General features: G+C 40.4%; 16 protein-coding genes, 9 tRNA genes and 1 rRNA gene. 1 reads left to right on the plus strand and 25 read right to left on the minus strand.

From position 1 onward, the window contains the following. Positions 1-3 precede the first annotated feature (3 nt). The 10 genes from G7Y42_RS05550 to G7Y42_RS05595 all read right to left on the minus strand — a co-directional run bounded on the left by G7Y42_RS05550 (position 4) and on the right by G7Y42_RS05595 (position 13636). The gene (locus G7Y42_RS05550) at positions 4-2787 is read right to left on the minus strand and encodes a lysozyme family protein (RefSeq protein WP_241161915.1); all 2784 of its coding nucleotides are present in this window, start codon (positions 2785-2787) and stop codon (positions 4-6) included. Between the two features lie 383 nt (positions 2788-3170). Further along, entirely contained in the window at positions 3171-5513 is a 2343-nt protein-coding gene (locus G7Y42_RS05555; RefSeq protein ID WP_165004979.1) for a VirB4-like conjugal transfer ATPase, CD1110 family, read from the minus strand. Beyond that, entirely contained in the window at positions 5510-5863 is a 354-nt protein-coding gene (locus G7Y42_RS05560; protein ID WP_165004977.1) for a PrgI family protein, read from the minus strand. The genes G7Y42_RS05555 and G7Y42_RS05560 overlap by 4 nt, the downstream gene beginning before the upstream one ends. A 9-nt stretch (positions 5864-5872) precedes the next feature. Then, a complete protein-coding gene (locus G7Y42_RS05565; RefSeq protein ID WP_165004976.1) occupies positions 5873-6697 on the minus strand; it encodes a hypothetical protein in 825 nt (274 codons plus the stop codon). A gap of 34 nt (positions 6698-6731) precedes the next feature. Continuing rightward, positions 6732-6959 carry a hypothetical protein gene (locus G7Y42_RS05570; protein ID WP_165004974.1) on the minus strand — a complete coding sequence of 76 codons (228 nt, stop codon included), beginning with the start codon at positions 6957-6959 and terminating at the stop codon, positions 6732-6734. Positions 6960-7152: 193 nt separating this feature from the next. Continuing rightward, entirely contained in the window at positions 7153-9015 is a 1863-nt protein-coding gene (locus G7Y42_RS05575) for a VirD4-like conjugal transfer protein, CD1115 family (RefSeq protein WP_241161917.1), read from the minus strand. A 63-nt stretch (positions 9016-9078) separates the two neighbouring features. Further along, on the minus strand, positions 9079-11238 hold the full coding sequence (locus G7Y42_RS05580; RefSeq protein WP_165004972.1) for a hypothetical protein: 2160 nt from the start codon (positions 11236-11238) through the stop codon (positions 9079-9081). 218 nt (positions 11239-11456) lie between these two features. After that, positions 11457-11747 carry a hypothetical protein gene (locus G7Y42_RS05585; protein WP_165004970.1) on the minus strand — a complete coding sequence of 97 codons (291 nt, stop codon included), beginning with the start codon at positions 11745-11747 and terminating at the stop codon, positions 11457-11459. Positions 11748-11772: 25 nt separating this feature from the next. Continuing rightward, positions 11773-12090: a hypothetical protein gene (locus G7Y42_RS05590; protein WP_165004968.1), complete on the minus strand. Its 318-nt coding sequence runs from the start codon at positions 12088-12090 to the stop codon at positions 11773-11775. Between the two features lie 118 nt (positions 12091-12208). Then, positions 12209-13636, minus strand: a complete 1428-nt coding sequence (locus tag G7Y42_RS05595; protein ID WP_165004966.1) for a helix-turn-helix domain-containing protein — start codon at positions 13634-13636, stop codon at positions 12209-12211. A gap of 798 nt (positions 13637-14434) precedes the next feature. Between G7Y42_RS05595 and G7Y42_RS05600 the strand changes: the two genes are divergently transcribed. Next, complete coding sequence (locus G7Y42_RS05600; protein WP_165037837.1) at positions 14435-15835, plus strand: helix-turn-helix domain-containing protein; 1401 nt, start codon at positions 14435-14437, stop codon at positions 15833-15835. A gap of 242 nt (positions 15836-16077) precedes the next feature. Here G7Y42_RS05600 and gor read toward each other — a convergent pair whose 3' ends face one another. From gor to rrf, 15 genes are all read right to left on the minus strand, one after another. Beyond that, on the minus strand, positions 16078-17424 hold the full coding sequence (gene gor / locus G7Y42_RS05605) for a glutathione-disulfide reductase (RefSeq protein WP_165004962.1): 1347 nt from the start codon (positions 17422-17424) through the stop codon (positions 16078-16080). 126 nt (positions 17425-17550) lie between these two features. Further along, a complete protein-coding gene (locus G7Y42_RS05610; RefSeq protein WP_165004960.1) occupies positions 17551-18792 on the minus strand; it encodes a U32 family peptidase in 1242 nt (413 codons plus the stop codon). A gap of 14 nt (positions 18793-18806) precedes the next feature. Next, entirely contained in the window at positions 18807-19730 is a 924-nt protein-coding gene (locus tag G7Y42_RS05615; RefSeq protein ID WP_165004958.1) for a peptidase U32 family protein, read from the minus strand. A gap of 161 nt (positions 19731-19891) precedes the next feature. Further along, the gene (locus G7Y42_RS05620; RefSeq protein WP_165004956.1) at positions 19892-22384 is read right to left on the minus strand and encodes an ATP-dependent Clp protease ATP-binding subunit; all 2493 of its coding nucleotides are present in this window, start codon (positions 22382-22384) and stop codon (positions 19892-19894) included. Between the two features lie 6 nt (positions 22385-22390). Next, complete coding sequence (locus G7Y42_RS05625) at positions 22391-22858, minus strand: CtsR family transcriptional regulator (RefSeq protein WP_165004954.1); 468 nt, start codon at positions 22856-22858, stop codon at positions 22391-22393. A 140-nt stretch (positions 22859-22998) separates the two neighbouring features. Next, positions 22999-23072 (minus strand) — tRNA-Arg (locus G7Y42_RS05630). A 58-nt stretch (positions 23073-23130) separates the two neighbouring features. Then, positions 23131-23204, minus strand: a tRNA-Pro gene (locus G7Y42_RS05635). Between the two features lie 20 nt (positions 23205-23224). Continuing rightward, positions 23225-23298 (minus strand) — tRNA-Arg (locus tag G7Y42_RS05640). Positions 23299-23307: 9 nt separating this feature from the next. Next, positions 23308-23393 (minus strand) — tRNA-Leu (locus G7Y42_RS05645). Between the two features lie 16 nt (positions 23394-23409). After that, positions 23410-23481, minus strand: a tRNA-Gly gene (locus G7Y42_RS05650). 11 nt (positions 23482-23492) lie between these two features. Then, a tRNA-Thr gene (locus tag G7Y42_RS05655) sits at positions 23493-23565 on the minus strand. A 16-nt stretch (positions 23566-23581) separates the two neighbouring features. Next, positions 23582-23663, minus strand: a tRNA-Leu gene (locus G7Y42_RS05660). 7 nt (positions 23664-23670) lie between these two features. After that, positions 23671-23743, minus strand: a tRNA-Lys gene (locus G7Y42_RS05665). Between the two features lie 3 nt (positions 23744-23746). Further along, a tRNA-Val gene (locus tag G7Y42_RS05670) sits at positions 23747-23819 on the minus strand. Positions 23820-23832: 13 nt separating this feature from the next. After that, positions 23833-23948: ribosomal RNA gene (gene rrf / locus G7Y42_RS05675) — 5S ribosomal RNA — on the minus strand. Positions 23949-23959 lie beyond the last annotated feature (11 nt).

A 23959-nucleotide genomic window follows, 5' to 3' on the forward strand; every position in this document is an offset into this window, starting at 1 on the left:
TTCCTAAGGGATGCCATAGCCTGAGATCGAGATATTGTCTAGCGCATAAGTCCTGCGTCTTACTCGATGACTTGAATTTCCTTCAATCACCTGGACGACATTGCCTCCTGCATACTCAACGATCCCCACATGATCTTTTCCTGTCCTGTCTCCGGACCAGTCAAAGAAAATGATGTCACCAGATTGCGGCAGATAATCCTCATTTGTCCCTTTGAATTTATCGTTTTCTTTGAACCAGTCAATCATATTCAACACATTCGCCGTTTTTAACACTCTACCTTGGTCGATATACCCTGCTTGATCTGCCACCCACGAAACAAAAGCAGCAGACCATTCCATACGGTTCTCAAAGCCAAGCCAACGCCAGTATTTCTCCCCAGTCAATGTGCCGATCTCTTCTTTCGCTACTTCGACCATCTGTCCACTATCTACGAAGATGTTTCCAGTGACTAGGTGGGTGTAGAACATGTTTCCGTAAGCGTAGCGCCAATTATAACCAAGTGTCGAAGCTACTGGATTGTTGTAAGGGATCGTTTTCCCATCGCTTCTTGCTCGTGCATAGACCCTACTGTGATCAAATGTATAATCCACATTGCTTTGGATCAGATTGTCCAGATAAGCTTCACCATAGTTATAGGCTTGGACTGCGGAGCGCTCGCTTTTCTGGTTTTCCTGCGCTTTCTTGAGCAGATGCGCAAAATATCTGACACCTACTTCAATCGATTCTTCTGGGGTCTTGATCGCATTCGGCGCCAATCCTTGTGATTCGCTCGCTTGCATGATATCGGGGAAAGCTTGCTCATTTCCACCAGACTCGACCCATATGATCGATAAAATCGCATTCTCGTAGCCTTTGATCCCATTTTTTTCCGTCTCTTCAGCTACTTTCTCTCGCCATTTAGTGACAGATGCAGGTGGATTGATCAATTCCCCACGCAGGCCCCCTCCGCTTTGGAAATAACCGATATTCGTCTCATGAGCGAAAGTGAGATTAGTGATATACCCTGCAGGATATAATGGCGGATCTGCGTGCCAGAATCGGTATTCTTCCATCTCTATCCGCAAATTCCCGTCTCCTCGGGTATGACCGATCAATTGGCCTGCTGTTAACCGTCTGCCTTGTAAGCCAGGTGCCAGATCAATATTTCGGTAATGAATATAAAAGTAGGTCTCATTGATACTGACCCATGTACGTAAACCAGAATTTTCAGAACCAGGCATTCCTAACATGTAGTCGATCCTCTCTTCACCCATTGCATAAACAGGTGTCCCTGGTTCTGCTTCCAAAACGATATCCTCGTGTTTGAGACTCGGGTTTCGCCCGCGATAGCCGTAATTTTCGATCACACTGGCGTAATTCGAGGCACCAAAAGGATTAAGTAAGAAGATTTTATTCTCGAAGCGTTCCAAATCACTGATCGGATAATATTTATCGACTTCTTCATCATCGAATGCCGCAACGCGACCAAAATTATGAGTGCCTCCTTCAAACATATTTCTCATATAGACTTCTACTTCGGGATCAGCGTCTAGCATTTCTCCCAATGTCTGGATCTCTATGTTCAATGTGGCGATATCTTTCACTTCTCTCGTTGTTTCCCTGTGTTCTTCTCCTGTTTCCGAATCAATAGTCACTTTCGTCGTTTCGATCACTTTGTCTCTTTCGACTTCCAAGTTGTAACTGTAGACCATATCATGGATCGCATGGATCTCATCTCGTACACGATTGACTTTGATTGGTTCTTTAGTCAATGGATGAGGGGCATCAGGAAATACGGCATAAATACTACTTCTTGCCGCCCAAGGGATCCAGTGACCGGTTTTCGCTGCCACTCTTTCCCGATATTTCGCGATCGAAATCCCATCGATATCGTAGTCTTCAAACTTTGCATTTAAATAATACAAGTAGCTGTCTCCGTTCGAAGAATACATGAAGGTTTCAGGATCTGCTTGAACCCCATTCACATGGAAGTAGACTTCATCGTATTCTCCTTCACTCACCAATTTCTGATAACCTTCATACACATTTTGATTTTTCTGTGCATCCAAGAAGGTGACGTATCGATATGCTTGTTCAAATGCCATATCTTCAGTTTTGATAACGAACAGACTGGCAATAAAAGAAAAAATGGCAATAACGACCGCGATAACTGTCATAATGATTGCCACGATGATAATGATGATCAGCAATTTGAGCAAAACAGGCACCAAGATGACTAGCGCAATGATCAAACCGATCAAATTCAGGTTTCCTTCACCGTCTCTACCGACATTTTCAAGTAACATTTCTTTGATCTGGGACCGTACACGATTTTTAGGCGTGACGTTTTTTTTCAAGGAGCGATCGATCTTTTGCTTGAAGTTTCTTGTTCCATACGCACTTTTTCTGCCCGTCTGTCTTTTGTGATTTTGAGTTTTCTGTCCGTTTTTGCCAGCCGAAGAATACGTGTGTTTCCGTCTCTGGCTCTTGGTTGTTTGTGTCAATGAGTTATTCGTGTTCGTAGAAGACGATGTTTTTCGCGCGTTGACTGCATTTTTTTTGACGTCACTGACATAGCCTTCGTACTTGAGCCCAGCTTCTTTTTTTAGCGAACGACGTCTGTCTTGTTTTTGCCTGATACTTTGAGTACTGATTTTTCTTTCCGGCTGCCTGATGGATGCTTTCGAATCCGTTCTTTCAAATGACCGCTGTTCTTGTTCTTCATACTTATTCTTACGACGATTGGCATTATGATGTTGTTTTTGCTGATCGAGCTGCCCATCTGGACGACCATTTGTATCTCGCACAGCTGTTTTATGCTCTCCAACCCCTGATGAACGTAAAAATTGCTCTATCCGTCTCTTCTGATTTGTTCTAATGATCAAACGTTTTTGAACGCTATTTCTTCTTCCCGCTTGTATTACTGTTTGTTTATATCTTAAGCTTTTTTTTCGTACAAGTTTTCTTCTTGAAGATTTTCTGTTTAAGGTGTTGTTTTCTCTTTTTAAACCACGGCTTTTCTTTCCTGACACATTTTCTTTGTTTCTCTCACTCGATGTGAGTATGAGGGACTCAGGACCAGCTTTTTTCTCTTCTTTTTCTTGTCCTGTTTCGTTATCTATTTCATTTTCTCTTGTTGGATTTTCCGAACCAGTCACTGTTATATATCCTTTCTGTTCCCATTTCCTTATTAAGTCTCACCAGGTTTGGTCGACATCATCTTATACAGCTGCGTGTCTTTAGGAAAATGATCGTAAAAAGGCAGAGTTGTATCTCCAAACACCATCAGTCCATAACCTTCTGGTGAATTGACGACATATTTTTCCTGCTCTTCTGAGATGTCGAATAATCGCACTAACTGTGTCCTATCCGATTTCGCCTGATTCAGCATCATGACGAAATCACTGTTGGATAGCATCCTTCGAGCTAAATCAGATAATAGCAATGTCTCCACATTCTGCGTGATCCCGGTCGGAATGGCTCCCCATTTTCTTGCTCGACTCCATAATTCAAAGAAATAATTCTCAGAGTACTCATTGGTGAACAATAACTGCATCTCATCGATATACAGCCATGTACGGACGCCTCGTTCCCGGTTTTCCGTGATCCGATTCCATACCTGATCCAATACGATCAGCATCCCCATCGTTTTTAACTGTTTTCCCAGATCTTTGATATCGTAGATCACAAGCCGTTTGGTGATGTCTACATTGGTTTGAGCAGAAAAGACAGACAAGCTACCTTCAATATAAATCTCTAAATCCATCACTAACTGCCTTGCCTCTTCTTCTTCCTGGATCTTTAATATATTATAAAAATCAATAAAAGTCGGCATTTCTCCAGTCTCCATCGATTCATAGGTTCTTCGGCATACTCGGTCAATCAAAGTCTTTTGTGTCGAACTCAAGCCTAGCGCGCCACCAATGATCAAGTCGAATAGCGAAATCAAAAATTCGGATTTTAAAACAACCGGATCGGTGTCGTCCCCGTAATTTTCATTTATGTCCATCGGGTTGATCGTAGTGGCAGAATCACTGGAGATTTTGATGATCTCTCCATTGAAATTTTGTCCGAGTACAGAATATTCTCGTTCCGGATCAATGATGATCACTTCGTCTTCTGCATCACGCAATAAGACATTGACAATCTCTCTTTTGACAGAGAAACTTTTCCCGGAACCAGGTGTTCCCAATACAAATCCATTCGGTGCTTTCAGTAACTTTCTATCTAAAGAAAGGATATTCTTGGAGATTGCGTTCACACCATAATACTTCCCGTTTTCCTGGATCAAATCAGCTATCGTGAATGGAATGAAGATCGCTGTACTCGCAGTGGATAATGTGCGATCTAACGGTACTGCATTTATCCCTAAAGGCAAGGTGGCATTCATCCCATGTTCCTGCATGAATTCCAGTTCGATCATCTTAAACCCGAACCTGCGGCCGACGGAATTCACCTCATCATGGACATCCGCTAGTTTTTCTTCCGTTTCTGCGCGGAAATGGATCGTTCCTGTCATTGAGTACAGTTTTTGCCCTCTATTTTGCAGATCATCCACTAAACCTTTCGCTTCGTTCAGAGAATACGACAAATCATAAGAAAGCATTTCGAAATCGTAGCCATTTTGCAAAGCTTTCTTTTGTTCATCTACCTTTTGCTGCTCCATAAATGCCAGCTTTGTCTTCACCAGATCGAACGCTTCGTCTTGATCGAGCGGATCGATATGTAAAGTGACGATGATTTCTTTTGGTATTTCCATCAGTTCATAAATAAATGTATCGGCCAACTCGGAAGGATATTCCTGCAGATAAATCGTTTTTGCATAATGATCGTCTATTTTCATATAGTTCTTGTTTTGTTTCAATTCGATCGTGCCTGGCAGTACATCATCTACTTCTTTCGTTTCTAGCTGACTTTCTGTCGCTAAAAGTTCTGATACGATCGTTAATAGTTCTTGCTGTTCGATTTTTTTTATTTTGCTTCCCAACCGACCAGCGAACATCGAAAACCGATCGACGACCATTTCCAATTCTTTTTCTGCGTGTGCTAATTTTGTGTGCTTCTGAACAAAGGTGAATAAGATACTTTTTCGATAGCCGTTCTTTTCTTCGTCCAGTTTTTTGGAGATCACGCCGTTCATCTCTTCGCGGTACATATCTAAAAAATCGCCTTTTTCTTGGTAATAAAGAACTTTTTGTAAATCTGCTAGTGGTCGTTTTTTCTTGTACACTGTCAATTGGAGCTTTGTCTTGCTGCTTAGCGAATTCAAAAAGTCACAATACTGAGAAAAAATTTCGATTTGATTATCTTCTGAGGACAATTGGTAATTGATGTCAGCTAATTCGACTGTGATCGAGTATGTCAATTCATCGATCTGACAAATACCGCTTGGATGGATTTCTTTAAAGAAGAAGGTATCTCTGAATGGATTAGTCGCTTCTTTCTTTTTTGGGCCTTTTTTTGTTTTAGGCTCGCTGTTCTTCAATTTATTTTTCAATTTTTTCGTTTCTCTTGCTGCTCTCAATTTCATCATGTTCCTTGTCCGCCTATATCTTTATTCGTTTCTTCCACTTTTGTTTGGATGGTTTGTTTCTTTCGTACGCCGGCAGAAAAATGATATTTGAAGAAGTGCCTGATATACACTTCGAAAGTCAATCCGTTACGTTTGAACCAACCAAATGATACGATCGGTACAGAAGACAGGATCATCAGCCAGCTTGTGATCTCCATCGGTACTTTCAACCAAGCGATAAACACAAGACTCAGGAGAATATTTACTCCTGCAGCCACACAAAGACAAAGCAGCTGCTTCAAGTTCATCCCGGCAATCACTTTCTCTTTGTATTCTTTGATATCTTTTGGTACTTTTACTTCAACAGCCATAATTCCTCCTTATGATGCAGACAATATTGTTTTTGCCCACATTTTTGTTTTGTTGATTGAAAACAGCATCGCAAGCATGTAGATCGTGATTCCTAGAACGATCCCCCAGATACCGCTACCGACTTCATCCATGATCTTGATGAATAAAAGCGGATAGATGACCATGACTAATCCGATAAACGTGGCTTGTAACCCGGATGCTGCAAAATTTTTGAAAAAGCTTTTTGACATCGATGAGAACTCCTGACTTGGTAATGCCCCCATTGGAATCGGCGCCATCGCACAAAAAATGTAGAGTTCCAAAAACCTCAGATAGATCGTGATCTGTATCAGCACTCGTACCACGAGAGAAACAAGGAACATGATACACATCACCAGCAAAACAACCAACTGTTCCCACCAAGACAAGTCATTCACTGCCGCGCTTACTCTTGCAGCGACATCGTTAAGTACCTCATCATTTCCTAACTCGATCACTCTTGCAGTCAGATTGGAGGTAACAGCGAGTATCCCATCTAATATGTCTTGAATCCGCAAAATCACTATGTAACAAAGCACGAATTTAATCAGTGACTTCATAATCATCTCAAATCCAAGCATAGGGGCTCCGCCAGCCCCTTCAACTTTCAACGAAATCTTTTGAAATTCCAAAAGAATAAAGATTGCTAAAATCGCCAACGCTAGCGGTCCGACCACATGAGTCTGCAATTGCGTGACTAGTCTGTACGCATCATACATATACGAGTTCAGGTTACTACTTAATATATTTTTCAAATCATCGCCATTCAGATACTCCATGATCTGATGGAACAGATTCATAATGGCACTACTCATAAGTTATACTCCGATCCTCCAGTTTCTGTACGCATCATGGTAATAAAGAGCTGATATCAAAGGCCGAAGCAAACCAGCCTGCCGCAGCTAGGATCAGTCCACCACCTACGATCTGCCAGATTCCTTGCTGTAATTGAGGTCCGTTCTTATCTTTCAAGGCGCCGGCCAAAATGATCGTTCCCCAGATCAGCCAAAGCCCACCACCTACTAATGTAAAACGTGAAACCAAACTAAATACCTGTTCTAATAATTTTGAATCCATAATTGATCACATTCTCCTCTTGTTTTGTTTTTATTTTTTAAAGCTTGTTCTCAGTATATCGAATTAATCTGCTCACTTCGGTACAGTTATTTCTAAGTTCAGAAATTTTAGGAACAGTGACTTTCCTTCTTGTAGCAATTTTTATCAGAAATTCAGGCCAGATGTCGTAGCCTACGTACTGATTTTTCATGATTCAGACACTTTCACTTATCGGCTTGTCTTCTTGATACTCTTCATATGAATCAAATCCTTCATCCGTCATGCCATCTTCTTCGAATAACGTTTCGTCAAAGGCTGAAAGCATCAGTTCTTCTGGGTCATAAGGTAGTTCCTCTTGTCCCGGAAGCGGCAGTTCTTCTTGTTCAGAAAAATCTCTTGTATACATATATTTCTCGGTGACATCCCCGAGTTTTTTATAATTTTTATGTTTGACGATATCATATTTTGACGAAAGAAACGGATGGACTCCCCGGATCTTCAGGATACATTCCTGTCCTTTCAAACTGGCGACTTCGTCTGGGTCCATCAGATTCCGTCCAAGTTTTTGGAAGCTTTCATTGAAGGAACCACTTGCACCTTTCGTCACGCTGATGTTTCGTTGTTCGATCGTTTCTTTCCCGAGCAGTTTTGAGATGTACTCATGTGTACTTTGTTCCATTCCTCCTAGATACAAGAAGGTGTCACTTGTCCCGATGATCGTTTCCCAAGTATTCTTGTACAGATTTTTCAGCTGACTGATATTCTGCAAAATAACGCTTGTAGAGATTTCCCGGCTTCGAACAACAGAGATGACTTTCTCAAAATCAGGGATCTGTCCGATATTGGCAAACTCATCCAGAATACAGCGTACATGGACGGGCAATCGCCCTTTATAGAAGTTGTCTGCTTTATGGACGAGCATGTCGAACAACTGCTGGTACATCATACTCGCTAAGAAGTTGAAACTCGTGTCCGTATCCGGCAATAGAATATATAAAATCGTTTTCTGATCACCAATCGTATCTAAAGCCAAGGTGTCTTTTGAAACAAGTTTTTGCACACTAGGTATATCAAATGGCGACATCCGTACACCCAAACTGACTAAGATACTCTTAGTGGTCTTTCCAGCAGATAGCTTGAAGATCTTGTACTGTGCAACCGCAAAATTCTTTGGATCTTTTTCTTCCAGATCTTTGAACATAATATCTAGCGGACTGACATAATTCGGCACATCTTCTTCGATATCTGCGAGACGAACGAGCTCGATCACACTTCCTAATGTCCGGTCTTCTTCCACCACTTCTTGTATCAAATAACTGAAAATCGCCATCAAAAGTGCTGTTTCCGCCTTTTCCCAGAAGCCGTCCCCGCCTTTTTTGTCTGGATCATTCGTATTCTTGATCAGATTATTGATGATTTTCAAAATATCATCTTCGTTCCGGATATATTGGAATGGATTATAATAATCCGTGGATTTTCGATTGATCAGGTCAAAGATCTTGATCTTATAACCTGCTTCTTCAAACATTTTCCCCGTTTCTGCCAACAGCAAACCTTTCGAATCACTGACAACGTAGGAAGAATGCATCTGCATGAGATTTGGTTTTACATAAAATCGAGTTTTACCACTTCCGGCTCCTCCGACGACCACGATATTTTTGTTCCGGTTGAAATTATCATTTCGAGTGATCTTCATACGTCCGGATAAGGATAAGCTCTCTGTTTTCGTCAGTAAGATGTTAAAGTCTTTCTTTTTGTCGACGAAAGGTCTGATGTCTCCTGGGCGACCCCATCTGGCACTCCCGTATTCTTCATTTGGTCTCGTATTCTTAGTATCGAATTTCTTGTATAAAACGAGTAGCACATAAGCGATACCTAAAACGGCACCACTAGCGACTGACATACGTTCAAACCCAAGATGGATATCGAATGCTGCAATCTCACTGAAGCTCTGGCTGATAGCTTCCATGATCCGCTCTGAAGTGCCGATAGTGGCCAGCTCTTCGCTTAGAAACAAATAACCGATTCGATTCCCGAGATAAAACAAAATCCCGACTATCAATAAGTGGCCAATCATGACCATGAATCGTGAATTTTTCAAAACATTCTCCTTTATTCTTTTTTTTGGTTCGTTTTTCTATCAGCCTATTGCTGCTCCTTTGCTTATTTCTGAAGATTTCCTGTTTGGCTGTCCTTTTTCAGTCCTTTTTCCATCTCTCTCAGTGTTGTTATCGATACCTTTACCATTCTGTTTATCCGCTGCTACTATTGCAGTTGTCGTTTTGTCGATAAGTGAACTTTGTCTAGATTTCGCTTGTTCAAACAATGAATAGTCAATTGAACTCAAGCTATCTTTTCTCATGCTTGGTTCAGTTTGAGTGGAATTTCGATCAGATTGTGAGAGCTCACTAGTTCTTGGTATTGAGGCGTTTTTTTCTAGCGTTCCTACGTTTCTATCGGCTTCCTTCGTTTGCTGCACTGTATTTGACGGTTCCTTACGATTTACTTGAACAGGTACCTCTTTCAATACAGCGCTATTTTCTTGTATTTTCTCTATATTTTGATCCAAGCGCTGGACAAAAGTTTTCTCTTCTTTCTTTGCGAGATGATTTTCCGCTTTCTTCAAACCGAATTTATCCAAAAGCTGTGCACCAATACTCAATCCGGCGCCTGCTACTGCCAGTGAACCGACTGTAAATAATCCGCCCACTGCAACTGAGACTGTCAGACTAGGGAACAGTGCCGGGAACAAGAATAATCCACCTGCAGCCACTCCAATAGTAACGGCGCCAATGATGGCAAGGGTCTTCCAGTTTTTCTTGAAAAAAGCAGCGACTTTCTCTTTTCTACTTAGATTCTGCCCTTTTGCTACTGGATCCGCAGCTTGATCGATCCCTTTAACTTTAGATAGGAGCGATTCTTCTTTGGTCGTCCCATCCTTTTCTTTAGTCGTCTCTTCCTTTCCTTTGGCAGGTTCCGTATGCGCAACTTCTTGGTTCTTGTCGACCGATTGTTCTTTACTTGGTTCCGAATATTCTCTTGTTTGCGACATCGCTTTGTCAAATTCAGCTTTGTCTATTTTCTTCTGCAAGTGATTCTGTCTTTTTTTTCTCGCGTAGTTGATCAGCTTAGGTACATAGTAGGTCAGAGCAGCCGCAGTAACGGTCGCTGCGATCATAGGTGTAGCATATAGGACGACCATCGAACCTGCTGGAAGCATAGTCATCACAACTGCCATACACAGCGGGATCATCGCAAGAGGCCATAGATGGAACAATCGTCTCGCCCACCTCATCTTTTTCGAATGAGGCAGCATTTCTTTTTTTAGATCAGAATTGTCGATTTCTTTTGTATTTTTAATTTGTTCCTTCACTTTATTCGTTTTGTCTTTGAGACATTCTTCGATCTTCTTTCCTTCTGGCATATCGTCTTTCGTCAACAGATATTTTTCCGCAAATTTGATGAGATCCGTATCAGGAGAGATTTTCAGCTGTAAGATGCTTTGATTTTTTTGATTATCAGCTTCCAAGTTTTTTATTCGATCCACATGCTTGACCTTTTGTGGGATGAATGCTAATACTTCCTTGTTCTTCTCCATGCGCACAGCGGCGAGTTCTTTTACTGCCTTCAGAAGATCTTCCGTCGCTGGTTTTAGGTCCTTGTTCTCTGGAATGCGAGCATTCGGTGCTTCTTCAGCTATTTTGTCGGCTTCTTTACTAGTACCAGGCTTTGGCTCATCTGTTTTTTCAGGTCCAGGCTTTGAGGCGTTATCCTCAGGTGCATTCGATTTTGGATCTTCTTTACTAGTCTCAGGTAGTGGTGCGCTATCCGGCATATCAGGTGCTGGAGACTGCGGCTGAACTTCTGCGGCTGGCTGGCTTTCAGAACGTGGGATCTCAACCGATCGATCTGGTTTCGGGAGTTCCTCACTTTTTACAACTTCTACATTAGGCATGATGGTTTGTACAACAGAAGGCTCTGGTTTTTGCAAAGGAGAGGTTTCTTGCCTTTCTACTGTAGGCACTATTTCGGGGGTAATTGCCTTTTGTATATTTGTTGATAGTTCCTTTTTTGCATCTAAGTTTCTTTGAAGGTTAATAATTATAACGTTTTTTTCTGCTAGTTCGTGGGGGGCATTCGGATTCACTTCTAGTTCTTTTTTTATTTCTTCTCGCTCTTTTTTTGCTTTGTCAAGTTCTTTTTCGTCTTGTTTTATTGACTTGTCTAAATGTACTTTAAGTTGCCGTGCTTCTGCTCGTAATTTATTGACTAATTCTTCTTTACTGTTCAGTCTATCCATTATCCTATTACGTGAAAATGTGTTGGCTGTTGTCATCTTAGAAAGTGATGAACTTTCTCCCAAAAACTGTTGACTGTTATTTATCAAATCGGATTGATCTACATAACTTTTCACTTGTTTGAGACTTTCAAGTGATTCCGATAACTCTGAAACCTTTGACTGTGCTGCTTGTCTTCTCTTTCCTAACTCCTCTATTGATTCCTGGGAGGCAGACTTGACTAAATTTTTATCCACATTTTTATTGTATGCTGCATCATTGATAACAGCCTGCAATTTCGTTCTATTTCATAGTCATTGAATTTCAATTCAGCGTTTAAAATTTCTGTTTTTCCCTTGGTTGCTGCTTCAAGTAAATAGTCAAGTTGTTTAATTGCTTGGTCTTTTTTAAACGGCTCGTTGGTCGCTTCTACACTCTTCGTTGTTGATTCACTACTTTTACTGAGAGAATTTTTCCTTTGTAGCACGTTGGTAAGAGTTTCCGGAAGCGTTGTATTCAGAATATCAACCATTGTTTTCTCCTCTTATTCATTGATTTCATCGATTGAAACCATCCTTGCTTACAAATTGAGTTGACTTCGTGTCAACTGATGCAGTAATGAGCTCACTTGGATGGTACGTTATATCTTCTATACTTCTTCGAGAATTTACTTGTATCGTTGGTGTATCCTTTTCTGTCTCTAGCTTAGGGTCTCCACACTGGTTAGCTTTTGCTGCTTTTTTTTCTGACAGATCTCTCAGATACTTATATGAGTGATAAAGTAATTTTGCTAAATTTCGTACACCACACCATAACAATCCTACTATCTTCATCAAACCTACAAATAGACAACATGTTATTCCTATTGCTCTCATGGACTAGGCCTCCTATTGTTTCATTTTTGTTTTTATCATAACGCTGAAATCAAACTGGAAAGCGCCGATTTTTTCTTAAAAAATAAAATGTTGGCACAATATAAAAACGTTCGAAACATCAAGAAGAATATAAAAACGTCTCAAAGTTGGTCCAAAAAGCTTGTGTTGGTACTTTCGATATTTTCAAGATCGTGGAGGAGAGCCGGCTAAAGTTCAGATTTACATCTGTTAGGATCAAGTCGTATTTATTGATGAATGAATAATCTAACGTAAACACATCTTTTTCATAGATATCGATCGTTTTAAAAAAAGGATATTTATTCAAGATCAGGTTTTTATATAGGATCGATAGCCCGACTTCTTGAGAACTCAATAATAAAATAGACTTTTCTTCTAATTTGGGCTCAACTAAGTGCAATAATTCACTTGATGAGACGATCAATTCCAGTAACAGCTCTTTATGCAGAAGTTCATTTTTCTTCACATAAGAGAGATTCGAAATAATCAGTGCACTTTGATATGCTTCCCAGATTTTCGATTTGCTTTTGACGATTTTGTTGTAAAAAATATCAGCATAACTAACTTTGAAGACCGTCAATTCCTTATAGAAACTGATAAAATCTGCGAAATGCAAGATTTTTTCTTTATCGACTGCCTCATCGATTTTTGTCAAGAAATAAAAATGTTTGAGGAACAGTTCGATTTTTTTCAGAGCATACTCATCTTTCTCCTCCTGGTTCGTAAAGAGAAGGCTCAAATGCGGGCTCAAAATATTCGCGACATTTTTTTGATTGATCACGAATTTATAATTCTGGTTCATCAGCGTACAAAAAACAGTGTCATTTTGGATCGTGTTCAAGATCGAATGTACGATTTCAGGTCGATCTGCCAGCTCTTCTTCAGGGATATAGTGCCTGTTTCCAATACGGATGATCGAGGTGTAGATATAGTAGACCGTATAAATGATCTTGGAGGAGCTCACATTCTTCTTTTCCTGTGTTTTCAGACAGCGTTTGACCATCTTATAGATATTTTCAAAATAAGGAAGATCTTTTTCTCTGTAGATCTCTTTGAACATCCCAGAAAACAGCTTACGTATATAGAGCTCATCTCCAACTATTTCTAGTTTTTCCTCTAATAAAATCTGGATGTCTGCTCGTTCCTTAGAGAAATAAGCATTGATTTTTGTGATGATCCTTCTGACACTTGTTTTACTCAAGAAAAGTTTCGCTGATATGTCCGCTAGCGAAGGTTCCGAAATAAAGATATGTTTTAAAATCTCAATATAAATCGAATTATTGAGGATTTGGACAAAAATATCATCAAGGTTCAAGTTCCCGGGTATCTTCAGCGTGATCTCTTTATATTGATTCATTTCTATATACGCTGGAAAACAAGTCGTATTGAAATTGTCGATATCTGTCATGATCGTCTTATCCGTCACTTTCAGTTCTTGGACAAGGTCATTGATATCCGAAACATCCATACTCAACAAACTTACTAATGCGATTTGTCTCTCTAATTGTTTCTCAAGAAAACCATTCATCTTATTGTTCTCCTTTCCTTTTACGTTCTTTTATCTATCCTACAGTTATTTGATAGGTATAATGGTATTATTTTTTTTTCTATTCGGAAAAGATGTTCCAATTCTAGTGTTTTTTCATGTTATACTTATTATTTATGCACAATTATATTAAATAACTAAAACAAAAATATTTAAACCGATTATTATTTGCTTCCTTTATCCTATCTATCGTTTCATCTACAATTAATATCCTGCTTATAATAACATCTAATTATAAAAAGGTCATAAATATCCAATTATTTAAATTTGTTTCTTCCATCATAAACAATCTATGAAATAAGAGAACATCCTGAAAAAATCAGGAAAAATTTGCCATATATTGAACTTTAAATAACGATCACAAAAATACAAAATGAATTTTTCCCTTTTTCTTCCTGTAGAAAAAATAAATCACCTGATTGTGTGAACAAGAGAAAAAAGGAATGAAAATAACGTTTTTTCACACATTTATTTCTTTATTTTTAAAAAATTTTGTTATTTTACTACATATTTATTTATTTTTTCTTATTTGTTTGCTGATTTATGTATTGTTGATAACATTATTTCTTATTTTTTATTTCATTCGAGCTTTTTTGGGACATAAATTGTTAAAGTAGCGTACAAAACAAGCTGATCAATAGAACTTAATGAGAATATGAACTTATAAATGAAATTAAAGAGAGGAAGTGGAGCGGGATTTTCATGTAAAAATCATTTTAGTGCATGCCCGAAAATATGGAAAATCAAATCAGTTTACTTGAGAAAACATCAGAGAGGCACATGAAACTAGTGATGCTGCTAAGCAATGAATCACTAGCTATCGAAAAATTAGAAAATAAAATAAGCTTCACAAAAAAAACGATCCTAGCAGATATCACCGCATTCAATTATTCTTATGCTCCCGCATTTATTGACAGCAGCAATCTCCAAAGTATCACGCTAACGATACCTAATGAACTGAATGTAGAAACAATCGTTCTAAGTATTTTAAGACACTCCGTACACATCAAGATATTAGTCGCTATCTTTATAGAAGAACCGACGATTGACAGACTGGCAAAACAGTTCTACCTAAGTAAATCTAGTATCCGAAGAATGATCAATCATATCAATGATTATTTTTTTGTTCAAGAGCTGCCTTTTGCGATACAGCTTTCTTCAAAGCTCCAGATCAAAGGAGAAGAAAGTCAGATTCGCCATTATTTTTGCAGTATCTTCCGCAAATTATATGAACCGACACAACTGCCAGATTTTCATATCCTTTTCGTTGTAGTAAAACGATATTTAAAAAAATATGGGATGTTCGAGAAAACAAGTACATATGAGCTCATTTATTTTGTTTTTTTTCTTTTCACAACGATCATCCGGTCGGGAAATAACCATCACGCGATTGAAAAAATGAGCTCGAATGTAGGATATTCTCATGCTGTCAGCGTTTTTTTTGATATTTTGAAAAAAAACACGGTCTTTTGTTCTGCCATGCAAAAATCCTATCAATTTTCCGTAACAGAACATACCGTGACTGATCTACTGTGTGATCTTCCCCTTGCCTTCTTTTGCGAGTCCTCCTCTAGTAAACAAGAGGACACAAGGAAATTGAATGTATTGGTCGATCGTTTTTATACTTCTATGGGTGTCAATGCTTCTTTAACCAGTGAACAATTGCAGGAACTGAATTTCTTTATTGGTATCAATAAGAAAAAAAGCCAGTTCAAGACCTCTTATGTAAAAAATTTTTTTGTATTACTTTTGAAAAACTATCCTTCAATCGTTTCATACTATGAACAAGCCCTAGTATATGCAGCTTTTGATTCTGTATTAGAAAACAAACGGTTATATGAAGAACTTTTACTGGAATTGATCATCGTCTCACCTGAATTGTTAAATCAGGTGATTCCGAGACCGAAGAAATACACGATTCTGATCCTCTCTTATCAGGAAAAGAAAACTTGTTCATTGTATAAGCAATGGTTGAACAAAAAATATCCTTCACTTACTACGATCGATACGTATCAAAAGAGTATTTTGGATCTAGATTACTCCTTGATCAATCAATATGATCTTGTCCTGTCTGAGGTCGGATTGGATCAAAAAAAGCTGACTACTGACTACATCAAAATCTCGAAATTCCCGACTCCGTCTTTTTGGAAAAATATCGAATCAATCCTGTTGATGGAATAAATGAAAAAACAGGAGGATCAGACAACATGTCCGACCTCCTGTATTTTTAGTTTATGATTCGTTATTTGATATGAAACAGCTTGTTCATAACCTCTGATTCAAGGTGTTCCAACTAATAAGCTCACAAACGGTGTTCTCCTACCAACTCCTCGGGCACAAGTCACAATATTCATCAAACATGAGAAGCTGTTTTTTGAAATTGTTCCTTGTGCCTCAGAGTTAAACGGCAGGTTCACAACCTCTTATCTCATCGTTACAAATTCTTCTGCTCCAGTTGGATGGATAGCTACGGTATTGTCAAAGTCTTCTTTTGTCGCACCCATTTTGATCGCAACAGCAAAACCTTGAAGCATTTCATCTACACCGACACCAATTGCATGGAGACCGACGATTTTTTCTTCTTTCCCTACGCAGATAAGTTTCATTTCACATTTTTGACGATAGTCATTCAATGCGAAATACATCGGTGTAAACCGCGAGCGGTAAACTTTGACTTCACTCTCTCCATATTTTTCCAATGCTTCTTCTTCTGTCAGACCGATCGTTGCAATTGGCGGATGGGTAAAGATCACCGTTGGTACTAGATTGTAATCTAGATGTGCGTCTTTCTTTCCGTTAAACAAACGTTCAGATAATCGACGACCTGCAGCGATGGCTACAGGAGTCAGATCAAGTTTCCCGATGACATCACCGATAGCAAAAATATGTTCATCGGTCGTGTTTTGATATTTGTCTACTTTGACAAATCCTTTTTCAGTCAATTCCACTTGTGTATTTTCTAAGCCGAGGTTCTCAGTATTCGGTACTCGACCGCCGGCAAACAGTACGCAGTCCCCGCTCAAGCTTTCACCATTTTCAAATAATACGGTATATCCGTCACCATTTTTGATGATTTCTTTTGCCACATGATGCGCATAAGTATGGATTCCTGCTTCCTGATACATTTGGATCAAATTGTCCGACAACATTTTATCAAATGTGCGCAGTGGTCTTTCTTTGCGGTATGCCCACATGACTTCGCTTCCTAATCCACGAAAGACACCGGAAAGTTCTGCAGCGATATAGCCCGCACCTAAGACGATCGCCCGTTTTGGTAATTCTGTCAGTTCAAAAAAACCGTTAGAATCGATTGCGTACTCGCCGCCAGGGATATTCATCTTACTTACACGACCACCTGTCGCAATCAGGATCTTGGGAGCATGATACGTTTCATCGTTGACTTTCACTGTCTGGCTGTCAACAAATGTGGCATAGCCTTTCACTGCTTCTACATGGTTGCTGTCTAAGCCTCTTTGATAAGCGCCGTGTAGAAAATCGATGTATTTTTCACGTCTTGCGACTAATTCTGCAAAGTCTACGTTTTTTATGTCTGCTTGGATGCCATAGCTTGGTGCATCTCTTTCAATCGTTTCTAAGATCGTACTTGCCTGCCACATCACTTTTTTAGGTACGCAGCCGACATTGACACATGTTCCGCCAAGCTCATTGGCTTCGATCAATAAAACTTTAGCTCCGTGCATCCCTGCACGATTTGCAGAAGCAATCCCGCCAGAACCTCCGCCAATTACGATATAATCATAAGTCTTCATGTTGTTCCTCCTCATTCAAGGGTTAGGTTGGAATTAATTTAACGACCCTTTTTCTACAGAAAACAAGTGTAACACTTTTCACGAAATATGTGCGCTTAGATGCTTGTCATGCGCGTTACTAACGCTTTACTTTCTCTTACGGATCATATCTCCTGGTTTCACTGGATGAGCCACAGGCATACTCAGAAGCATCATCGGATTTGGTGCACGATCGATTGATTCGCCTTCTTCGTTGTACATCACTTCTACTGGTTGACTGAAGTGAGTGAATCCTGGTCCGTAAAATTCGATCTCGTCTCCTACTGAGAAAAGATTTCTTTGACGGATCGTTGCTACTTGTGTTTTTTCATCATAAGAAAGAACTTCCCCAACGAATTTATAGACAGGGATCTTACGTCTTTCTCCAAACAGCTGCTCATTTTCCGTCGGTGTTTCGTAGTAAAAACCAGTCGCTAATTCACGCTGTGCGACTTTCCATAATTCATCGATCCATTCTTGTTTGCATACATAGTTTTCAGGATCTTCCATGTAGCTGTCTACTGCTGCTTTGTACACATTCGAGACAGTCGAGACATAGTGGATGGATTTCATCCTTCCTTCGATCTTGAAGCTGTCCACGCCATTTTCGATCAATTCTGGGATATGTTCGATCATCGACATATCTACTGCACTCATCGAAAATGCTTCTTCTACTTCGCCATTATCCGTTAAACTATTGCGTTCCTGTCCGAATGGCATATCGAATAGACCATATTTCCAACGGCAGGATTGGGAACAGCCTCCTCGGTTGGCATCACGCATGGACATATGATTAGATAATGTACAACGCCCGGAATAAGAAATACACATCGCACCATGGATGAACGCTTCGATCTCAATGTCTGTATTCTTTCGGATCTCCGCTACTTCTTCCATAGAGACTTCACGAGCTAAGACGACCCGTTCCAAACCTTCTTCTTTCCAGAATTCAAGTGTTTCGTAATTTGTTGCTGAAGCTTGTGTAGACAAATGGATCGGTAGTCCTGGCGCTGCCGTTGCACAAATCTCGATTAGTGCTGGATCAGAAACGATGACCGCAGAGATCCCGACATCCCGTAAACTGCGGAAGAATTCTCCGGCTCCTTCTTCGTTTCCTTCATGCGTGACCATATTGGCTGCGACATAGACTTTTGCATCATGTTCCTTTGCAAAGGCAACCCCTTCTGCCATTTCTTCGTAGGTGAAGTTTCCGGCACGGCTTCTCAAACCGTACGCATTCCCTCCGATATAAACAGCATCTGCCCCATAATGGATCGCTGTTTTCAATTTTTCCAGTGTCCCAGCTGGAGCTAAGACTTCTGGACGTTTCAATTTTCTTTTTGTTGTCATTTTGTCATTACTCCTTACTTGATCGATGCAGGGTCGATGTAAAAGAATCCTGTATCTAATTCCCGATTTTTTGGATGCAACGCACTGATTTTTGCCGACCGTTCCGTGGCTGCTTCTTCATTCCAAGTCCCGGCGTTCAACTGTTCTCTTGCTTCCACGAACAGCTTAACGATTTCGACAAAATTTTTGCCTGGCGTGAACAAGCCGTCCAGTTTCCATGTACGATAGTTGTGTGCATACAGCTCTCCCAGTTCTTTTGACAGATCAAGGTCGTTGCTTGCAAAGATATGCGTACCATGAAGGTCTTCATAGATAGAATAATGTGTGTCTTCTTTTTTCGGTTCAGAAATAAAGAGACCTCTTTCACGATCTTTTTGTTCTTCTTGTTTCGTGAAGTTATAATAATTCTGTAATAGCGGACGCTTGGATTGATGGATGCATGTAGCCCCGTACACAAGCACCTCCACAGGAATGGTCAATTTTTCTTCCATTTCCTTCATTTCATCGAAAGGAACTTCACGAGCTAAGACGGCGCCTGCCGCTCCTTTTTTTGCCCAGAAATTGATTTGACGAGCGCTAGTAACAAGTGTTTCAGCGTCATAAATATATGGGATACGCAATTCTGGATTTTTTTTCATTGTATAAATGATACCGGTGTCGCCAACAGTAATGACATCAACGTTTATTTCCTTTAAAAATCGAAGGTATTCTGGTACTTGTTTCATTTTTTCCGGATGGATAATCCCGTTTACAGCGATATTTGCTTTTTTGCCGTGAGCATGCGCTAATTCTACTAGTCGTCTTTGCTCATCTCGTGTAAATGAAGCTGGTAAACGCAGTCCGAAAAGTTCTTCGCCGAAATAAAGCGTATCTACGCCAGCGGCTAATAATTCTTCTGCTTGTTCAAAAGATTCTACTGTGGTTATGAGTTCGATCATGTTTTCCTCCTCCTACAACCCCATAATAGTAGCATAGCTCTAAAAACTTTCCAATAGTCCTTTTATTTAAAGTTGGATTTTTGAAAAAAATTCACAAGTAAAAATAAAAAAAGCACTGCGACAGAAACCTGTCACAGTACTTGATGATTGTTTTTTAGAAATTAACTAACCGGTAATACCGTCTTTGCTTTTTTTGGCTTCCGAACATTCAATGTGATTTTTCCTTTTGAAGCGCCCATCGTTACTTGATCTCCTAAGCGGATTTCTCCGCCTAACAAAGCCTCACTCAGCCGATCCTCGATTTCCTTTTGCAACGCCCGGCGAATTGGTCGCGCACCGTATTCAGGGTCAAATCCGGCTTTTCCGATCACGTCAATAGCTGCTTGAGTGATTTTCACCTGTACATCTTGCTCTTTCAGGCGTTTCACGATTGCTTTGCTCATGATTTTGACAATTGTATGGATTTCTTCTTTACTCAATGAATGGAATACGACAGTCTCATCAATACGGTTCAAGAATTCTGGTCGGAAGGCTTTTTTCAATTCTTCCAAGATCCGTTTTTGCATCGCTTTGTGGTCTTTCGTCACGTCTTGTACGTTGAAACCAACATTTTTCTCTTCACGAATCTGTGTCGCTCCGATATTCGATGTCATGATCAAAATCGTATTTCTAAAGTCCACTTTTCTTCCTTTAGCATCCGTTAAGTGCCCATCATCCAACACTTGCAACAGTAGATTGAAAACATCTGGGTGGGCTTTTTCGACTTCATCTAACAAAATCACGGAATAAGGTTTCTGACGAATTTTTTCGGTCAGTTGTCCACCTTCATCATATCCGACATACCCTGGAGGAGACCCGATCAGCCGACTCGTGCTGTATTTTTCCATGAATTCAGACATATCAACGCGGATCAACGCATCTTCGCTTCCGAACATCACTTCAGATAAAGCTTTGGCTAGTTCTGTTTTCCCTACCCCAGTTGGTCCAAGGAACATAAATGAACCGATTGGACGGTCTGGGTCTTTCAAACCGCTTCTTGCTCGGCGAATCGCTCGTGATACAGCTTTTACCGCTTCATCTTGACCGACTACACGCTCATGCAGCAAACCTTCCAGTTCCAGTAGGCGTTCGCTTTCTTTCTTCTCCAGCTGCTGTAAAGGCACACCAGTCCATTCAGACACAACTATTGCTACATCTTCTTCCGTTACACGATCTGCATAACCATTTTCGTGCTTCGTTTCTAACGTTAAAAGTTTTTCTAATTTCTTCTGCAGATTTTTTTCTTGTCGGCGTAATTGCGCCGCTGCTTCAAAATCTTGTTTTTGGATTGCTTGTTCTTTTTCTTCGACAAGTTGGTGTATCTCTAGTTTGACCACTGCCGATTCCGTTAAATCATCTGTTTGGTCTAAGCGGACTTTTGCAGCTGATTCATCGATCAAATCGATGGCTTTGTCCGGTAACTGTCTGGAAGTGATGTAACGTACAGAAAGACTGACTGCTGCTCTAACAGCCTCATCTGTAATCTCTACGCCATGATGCTCTTCGTATCTTGATCGTAGCCCACGCAAAATCTCTTCTGCTTCTTCAGGGGTCGGTTCATCTACTTGGATACGTGCAAAACGTCTTTCCAGCGCTGAATCTTTCTCGATGTATTTTTGATATTCGTCTAAGGTCGTAGCACCGATTGTTTGCAGCTCACCACGAGCCAAAGCAGGTTTCAGTATATTGGATGCATCAATCGCGCCTTCTGCTCCACCTGCGCCGATCAGTGTGTGCAATTCATCGATGAACAAGATTACTTGTCCGTCGTGATAGATTTCATCAATGACTTTTTTCATTCGGTCTTCGAATTCACCGCGGTATTTCGTTCCTGCGACTAAAGAACCCATATCTAGCATCATCAGTCGTTTTTCTTGCATGTCTTCTGGTACTTCGCCAAGAATGATTTTTTGTGCCAGACCTTCAGCAATCGCCGTTTTACCTACACCGGGCTCACCTACGAGAACAGGATTGTTTTTTGTCCGTCGGCTCAAAATCTGGATCAGACGTTTCACTTCTCTTGAACGTCCTACAACTGGATCAAGCTTGTCTTCTCTAGCAAGCTTGGTCAGATCTCTTGCAAGAGAATCCAGAGTTGGTGTTCCTTTGACTGATTGGCGTTTTTCTTGCGGATTTCTTCTTCGACCCGCACTATTTCCAGGTGCCTCGTTGTTGAGACCCATTTTTCGTTTCAATACTTGACGAACTTTAGCAAGGCTGATCCCAAGATTGATAATGATTCGAGTAGCCATGATACTTTCGTCTTTCAAGAGGCTCAGTAAAATATGCTCCGTTCCGATTTTTTGATTACCGGTTTTCTTTACTTCACTGCTTGCTAGCGCAAATATTTGTTTCATGCGTGGTGAGTACGGAAGATAAGCTCCTTTGGGATAAGAACGGACACCGCCATAACCAATTAAATGTTCGATCTCCTCATAAATATCTGTTTCATTCAAATCCATTTCACGTAACACTTTGCCAGCAATCCCATTCGGTTCAATTACCAAAGCCAACAAAACATGCTCTGAACTGATTGATTGATGTTTCAATCTCTTTGCTTCTTCTTGTGCAATCTCCAAGACTGCTTGTGCTCTTTCAGTAAAAAGTTCTTCCATTCAATTTCACTCCCCATCTTCATAACTTAGACGTTCCAAAAATGCTCGAAGGATACGAGCTCGAGTATAGTCTTCAAATTCATTGAAATTCAACGTGTTTTTAGCAATTGCACTCAACATCAAATTTCCTTCTTTTTTTGTGATGATCTGGTCTTCGTATAATTTTTGAATAATTGCAAATGCGTTTTTTTCGCTAATCGTCTCATCAAATAACTGATTGATTTGTTCTAGCATATGCTTTTTATCAGAAATTCTCACTTTAGCGATCCTTATATAACCGCCACCACCACGTTTGCTTTCTACTAAGTAGCCGCGTTGGATCGTAAAACGGGTATTGATCACGTAATTAATTTGAGAAGGAACGCAGTTAAAGAGGTCTGCCAGTTCTATCCTTCGAATCTCGATCATTTCACTATTTTCCAAAATCTTCTTTATATATGATTCAATTAAATCCGAGGTATTCTGATGTGCCATCTCATTCATTCCCTTTGACTAATATTGACCTTAATTATAACGAATTTGATAAAAGAAGGAAAGAAGAACGCTTTTTGTTGAATGAATCCTTTAAGAATCAGTAAACAAAAAAAAATACGGAATACACGATTCCGTATCGACGCGCCCAAGAGGAGTCGAACCCCTAACCTTTTGATCCGTAGTCAAACACTCTATCCAGTTGAGCTATGGGCGCATATTCAATTTATACAAATTATAAGCTAATTCAAAAGAAAAAGCAATAAGAAAAAAAATCGGGAAGACAGGATTCGAACCTGCGACCCCTTGGTCCCAAACCAAGTGCTCTACCAAGCTGAGCTACTTCCCGAAAATAAATAAAAAAGACTACGCGCCCAAGAGGAGTCGAACCCCTAACCTTTTGATCCGTAGTCAAACACTCTATCCAGTTGAGCTATGGGCGCATATTATAATGCCGAGGACCGGAATCGAACCGGTACGGTGATCACTCACCGCAGGATTTTAAGTCCTGTGCGTCTGCCAGTTCCGCCACCCCGGCGCGAGTGCTTTGGCAAAGCGGAAAACGGGGTTCGAACCCGCGACCCCCACCTTGGCAAGGTGGTGCTCTACCACTGAGCTATTTCCGCGTGTTTAAAGATGCCGGCTAAAGGATTTGAACCCTCGACCCTCTGATTACAAATCAGATGCTCTACCAACTGAGCTAAGCCGGCATATCATTCATAATAATGCGGGTGAAGGGACTTGAACCCCCACGCCGTAAGGCGCTAGATCCTAAATCTAGTGCGTCTGCCAATTCCGCCACACCCGCAAAAATATGAGCCGTACAGGGCTCGAACCTGTGACCCTCTGATTAAAAGTCAGATGCTCTACCAACTGAGCTAACGGCTCATATGGAGGTTAACGGGATCGAACCGCTGACCCTCTGCTTGTAAGGCAGATGCTCTCCCAGCTGAGCTAAACCTCCATGGATAACTTAAGCGTGGCGACGTCCTACTCTCACAAGGGGCAACCCCTCACTACAATCGGCGCTAAGAAGCTTAACTTCTGTGTTCGGCATGGTTACAGGTGTATCCTTCTCGCTATCGCCACCACACTGTGGTGTTA

Origin of the sequence: Enterococcus sp. ZJ1622, from assembly GCF_011038845.1 — a bacterium.
GTDB lineage: Bacteria > Bacillota > Bacilli > Lactobacillales > Enterococcaceae > Enterococcus_B.

What these genes read in the sequence shown, in the direction of transcription:
- G7Y42_RS05590 (WP_165004968.1), bottom strand. Translation starts at nt 12,090, where the DNA reads ATGAGAGCAATAGGAATAACATGTTGTCTATTTGTAGGTTTGATGAAG.
- gor (WP_165004962.1), bottom strand. Translation starts at nt 17,424, where the DNA reads ATGAAGACTTATGATTATATCGTAATTGGCGGAGGTTCTGGCGGGATT.
- G7Y42_RS05615 (WP_165004958.1), bottom strand. Translation starts at nt 19,730, where the DNA reads ATGATCGAACTCATAACCACAGTAGAATCTTTTGAACAAGCAGAAGAA.
- G7Y42_RS05625 (WP_165004954.1), bottom strand. Translation starts at nt 22,858, where the DNA reads ATGGCACATCAGAATACCTCGGATTTAATTGAATCATATATAAAGAAG.
- G7Y42_RS05585 (WP_165004970.1), bottom strand. Translation starts at nt 11,747, where the DNA reads ATGGTTGATATTCTGAATACAACGCTTCCGGAAACTCTTACCAACGTG.
- G7Y42_RS05560 (WP_165004977.1), bottom strand. Translation starts at nt 5,863, where the DNA reads ATGGCTGTTGAAGTAAAAGTACCAAAAGATATCAAAGAATACAAAGAG.
- G7Y42_RS05565 (WP_165004976.1), bottom strand. Translation starts at nt 6,697, where the DNA reads ATGAGTAGTGCCATTATGAATCTGTTCCATCAGATCATGGAGTATCTG.
- G7Y42_RS05595 (WP_165004966.1), bottom strand. Translation starts at nt 13,636, where the DNA reads ATGAATGGTTTTCTTGAGAAACAATTAGAGAGACAAATCGCATTAGTA.
- G7Y42_RS05575 (WP_241161917.1), bottom strand. Translation starts at nt 9,015, where the DNA reads ATGATTGGCCACTTATTGATAGTCGGGATTTTGTTTTATCTCGGGAAT.
- G7Y42_RS05580 (WP_165004972.1), bottom strand. Translation starts at nt 11,238, where the DNA reads ATGGATAGACTGAACAGTAAAGAAGAATTAGTCAATAAATTACGAGCA.
- G7Y42_RS05620 (WP_165004956.1), bottom strand. Translation starts at nt 22,384, where the DNA reads ATGGAAGAACTTTTTACTGAAAGAGCACAAGCAGTCTTGGAGATTGCA.
- G7Y42_RS05555 (WP_165004979.1), bottom strand. Translation starts at nt 5,513, where the DNA reads ATGATGAAATTGAGAGCAGCAAGAGAAACGAAAAAATTGAAAAATAAA.
- G7Y42_RS05570 (WP_165004974.1), bottom strand. Translation starts at nt 6,959, where the DNA reads ATGGATTCAAAATTATTAGAACAGGTATTTAGTTTGGTTTCACGTTTT.
- G7Y42_RS05610 (WP_165004960.1), bottom strand. Translation starts at nt 18,792, where the DNA reads ATGACAACAAAAAGAAAATTGAAACGTCCAGAAGTCTTAGCTCCAGCT.
- G7Y42_RS05600 (WP_165037837.1), top strand. Translation starts at nt 14,435, where the DNA reads ATGAAACTAGTGATGCTGCTAAGCAATGAATCACTAGCTATCGAAAAA.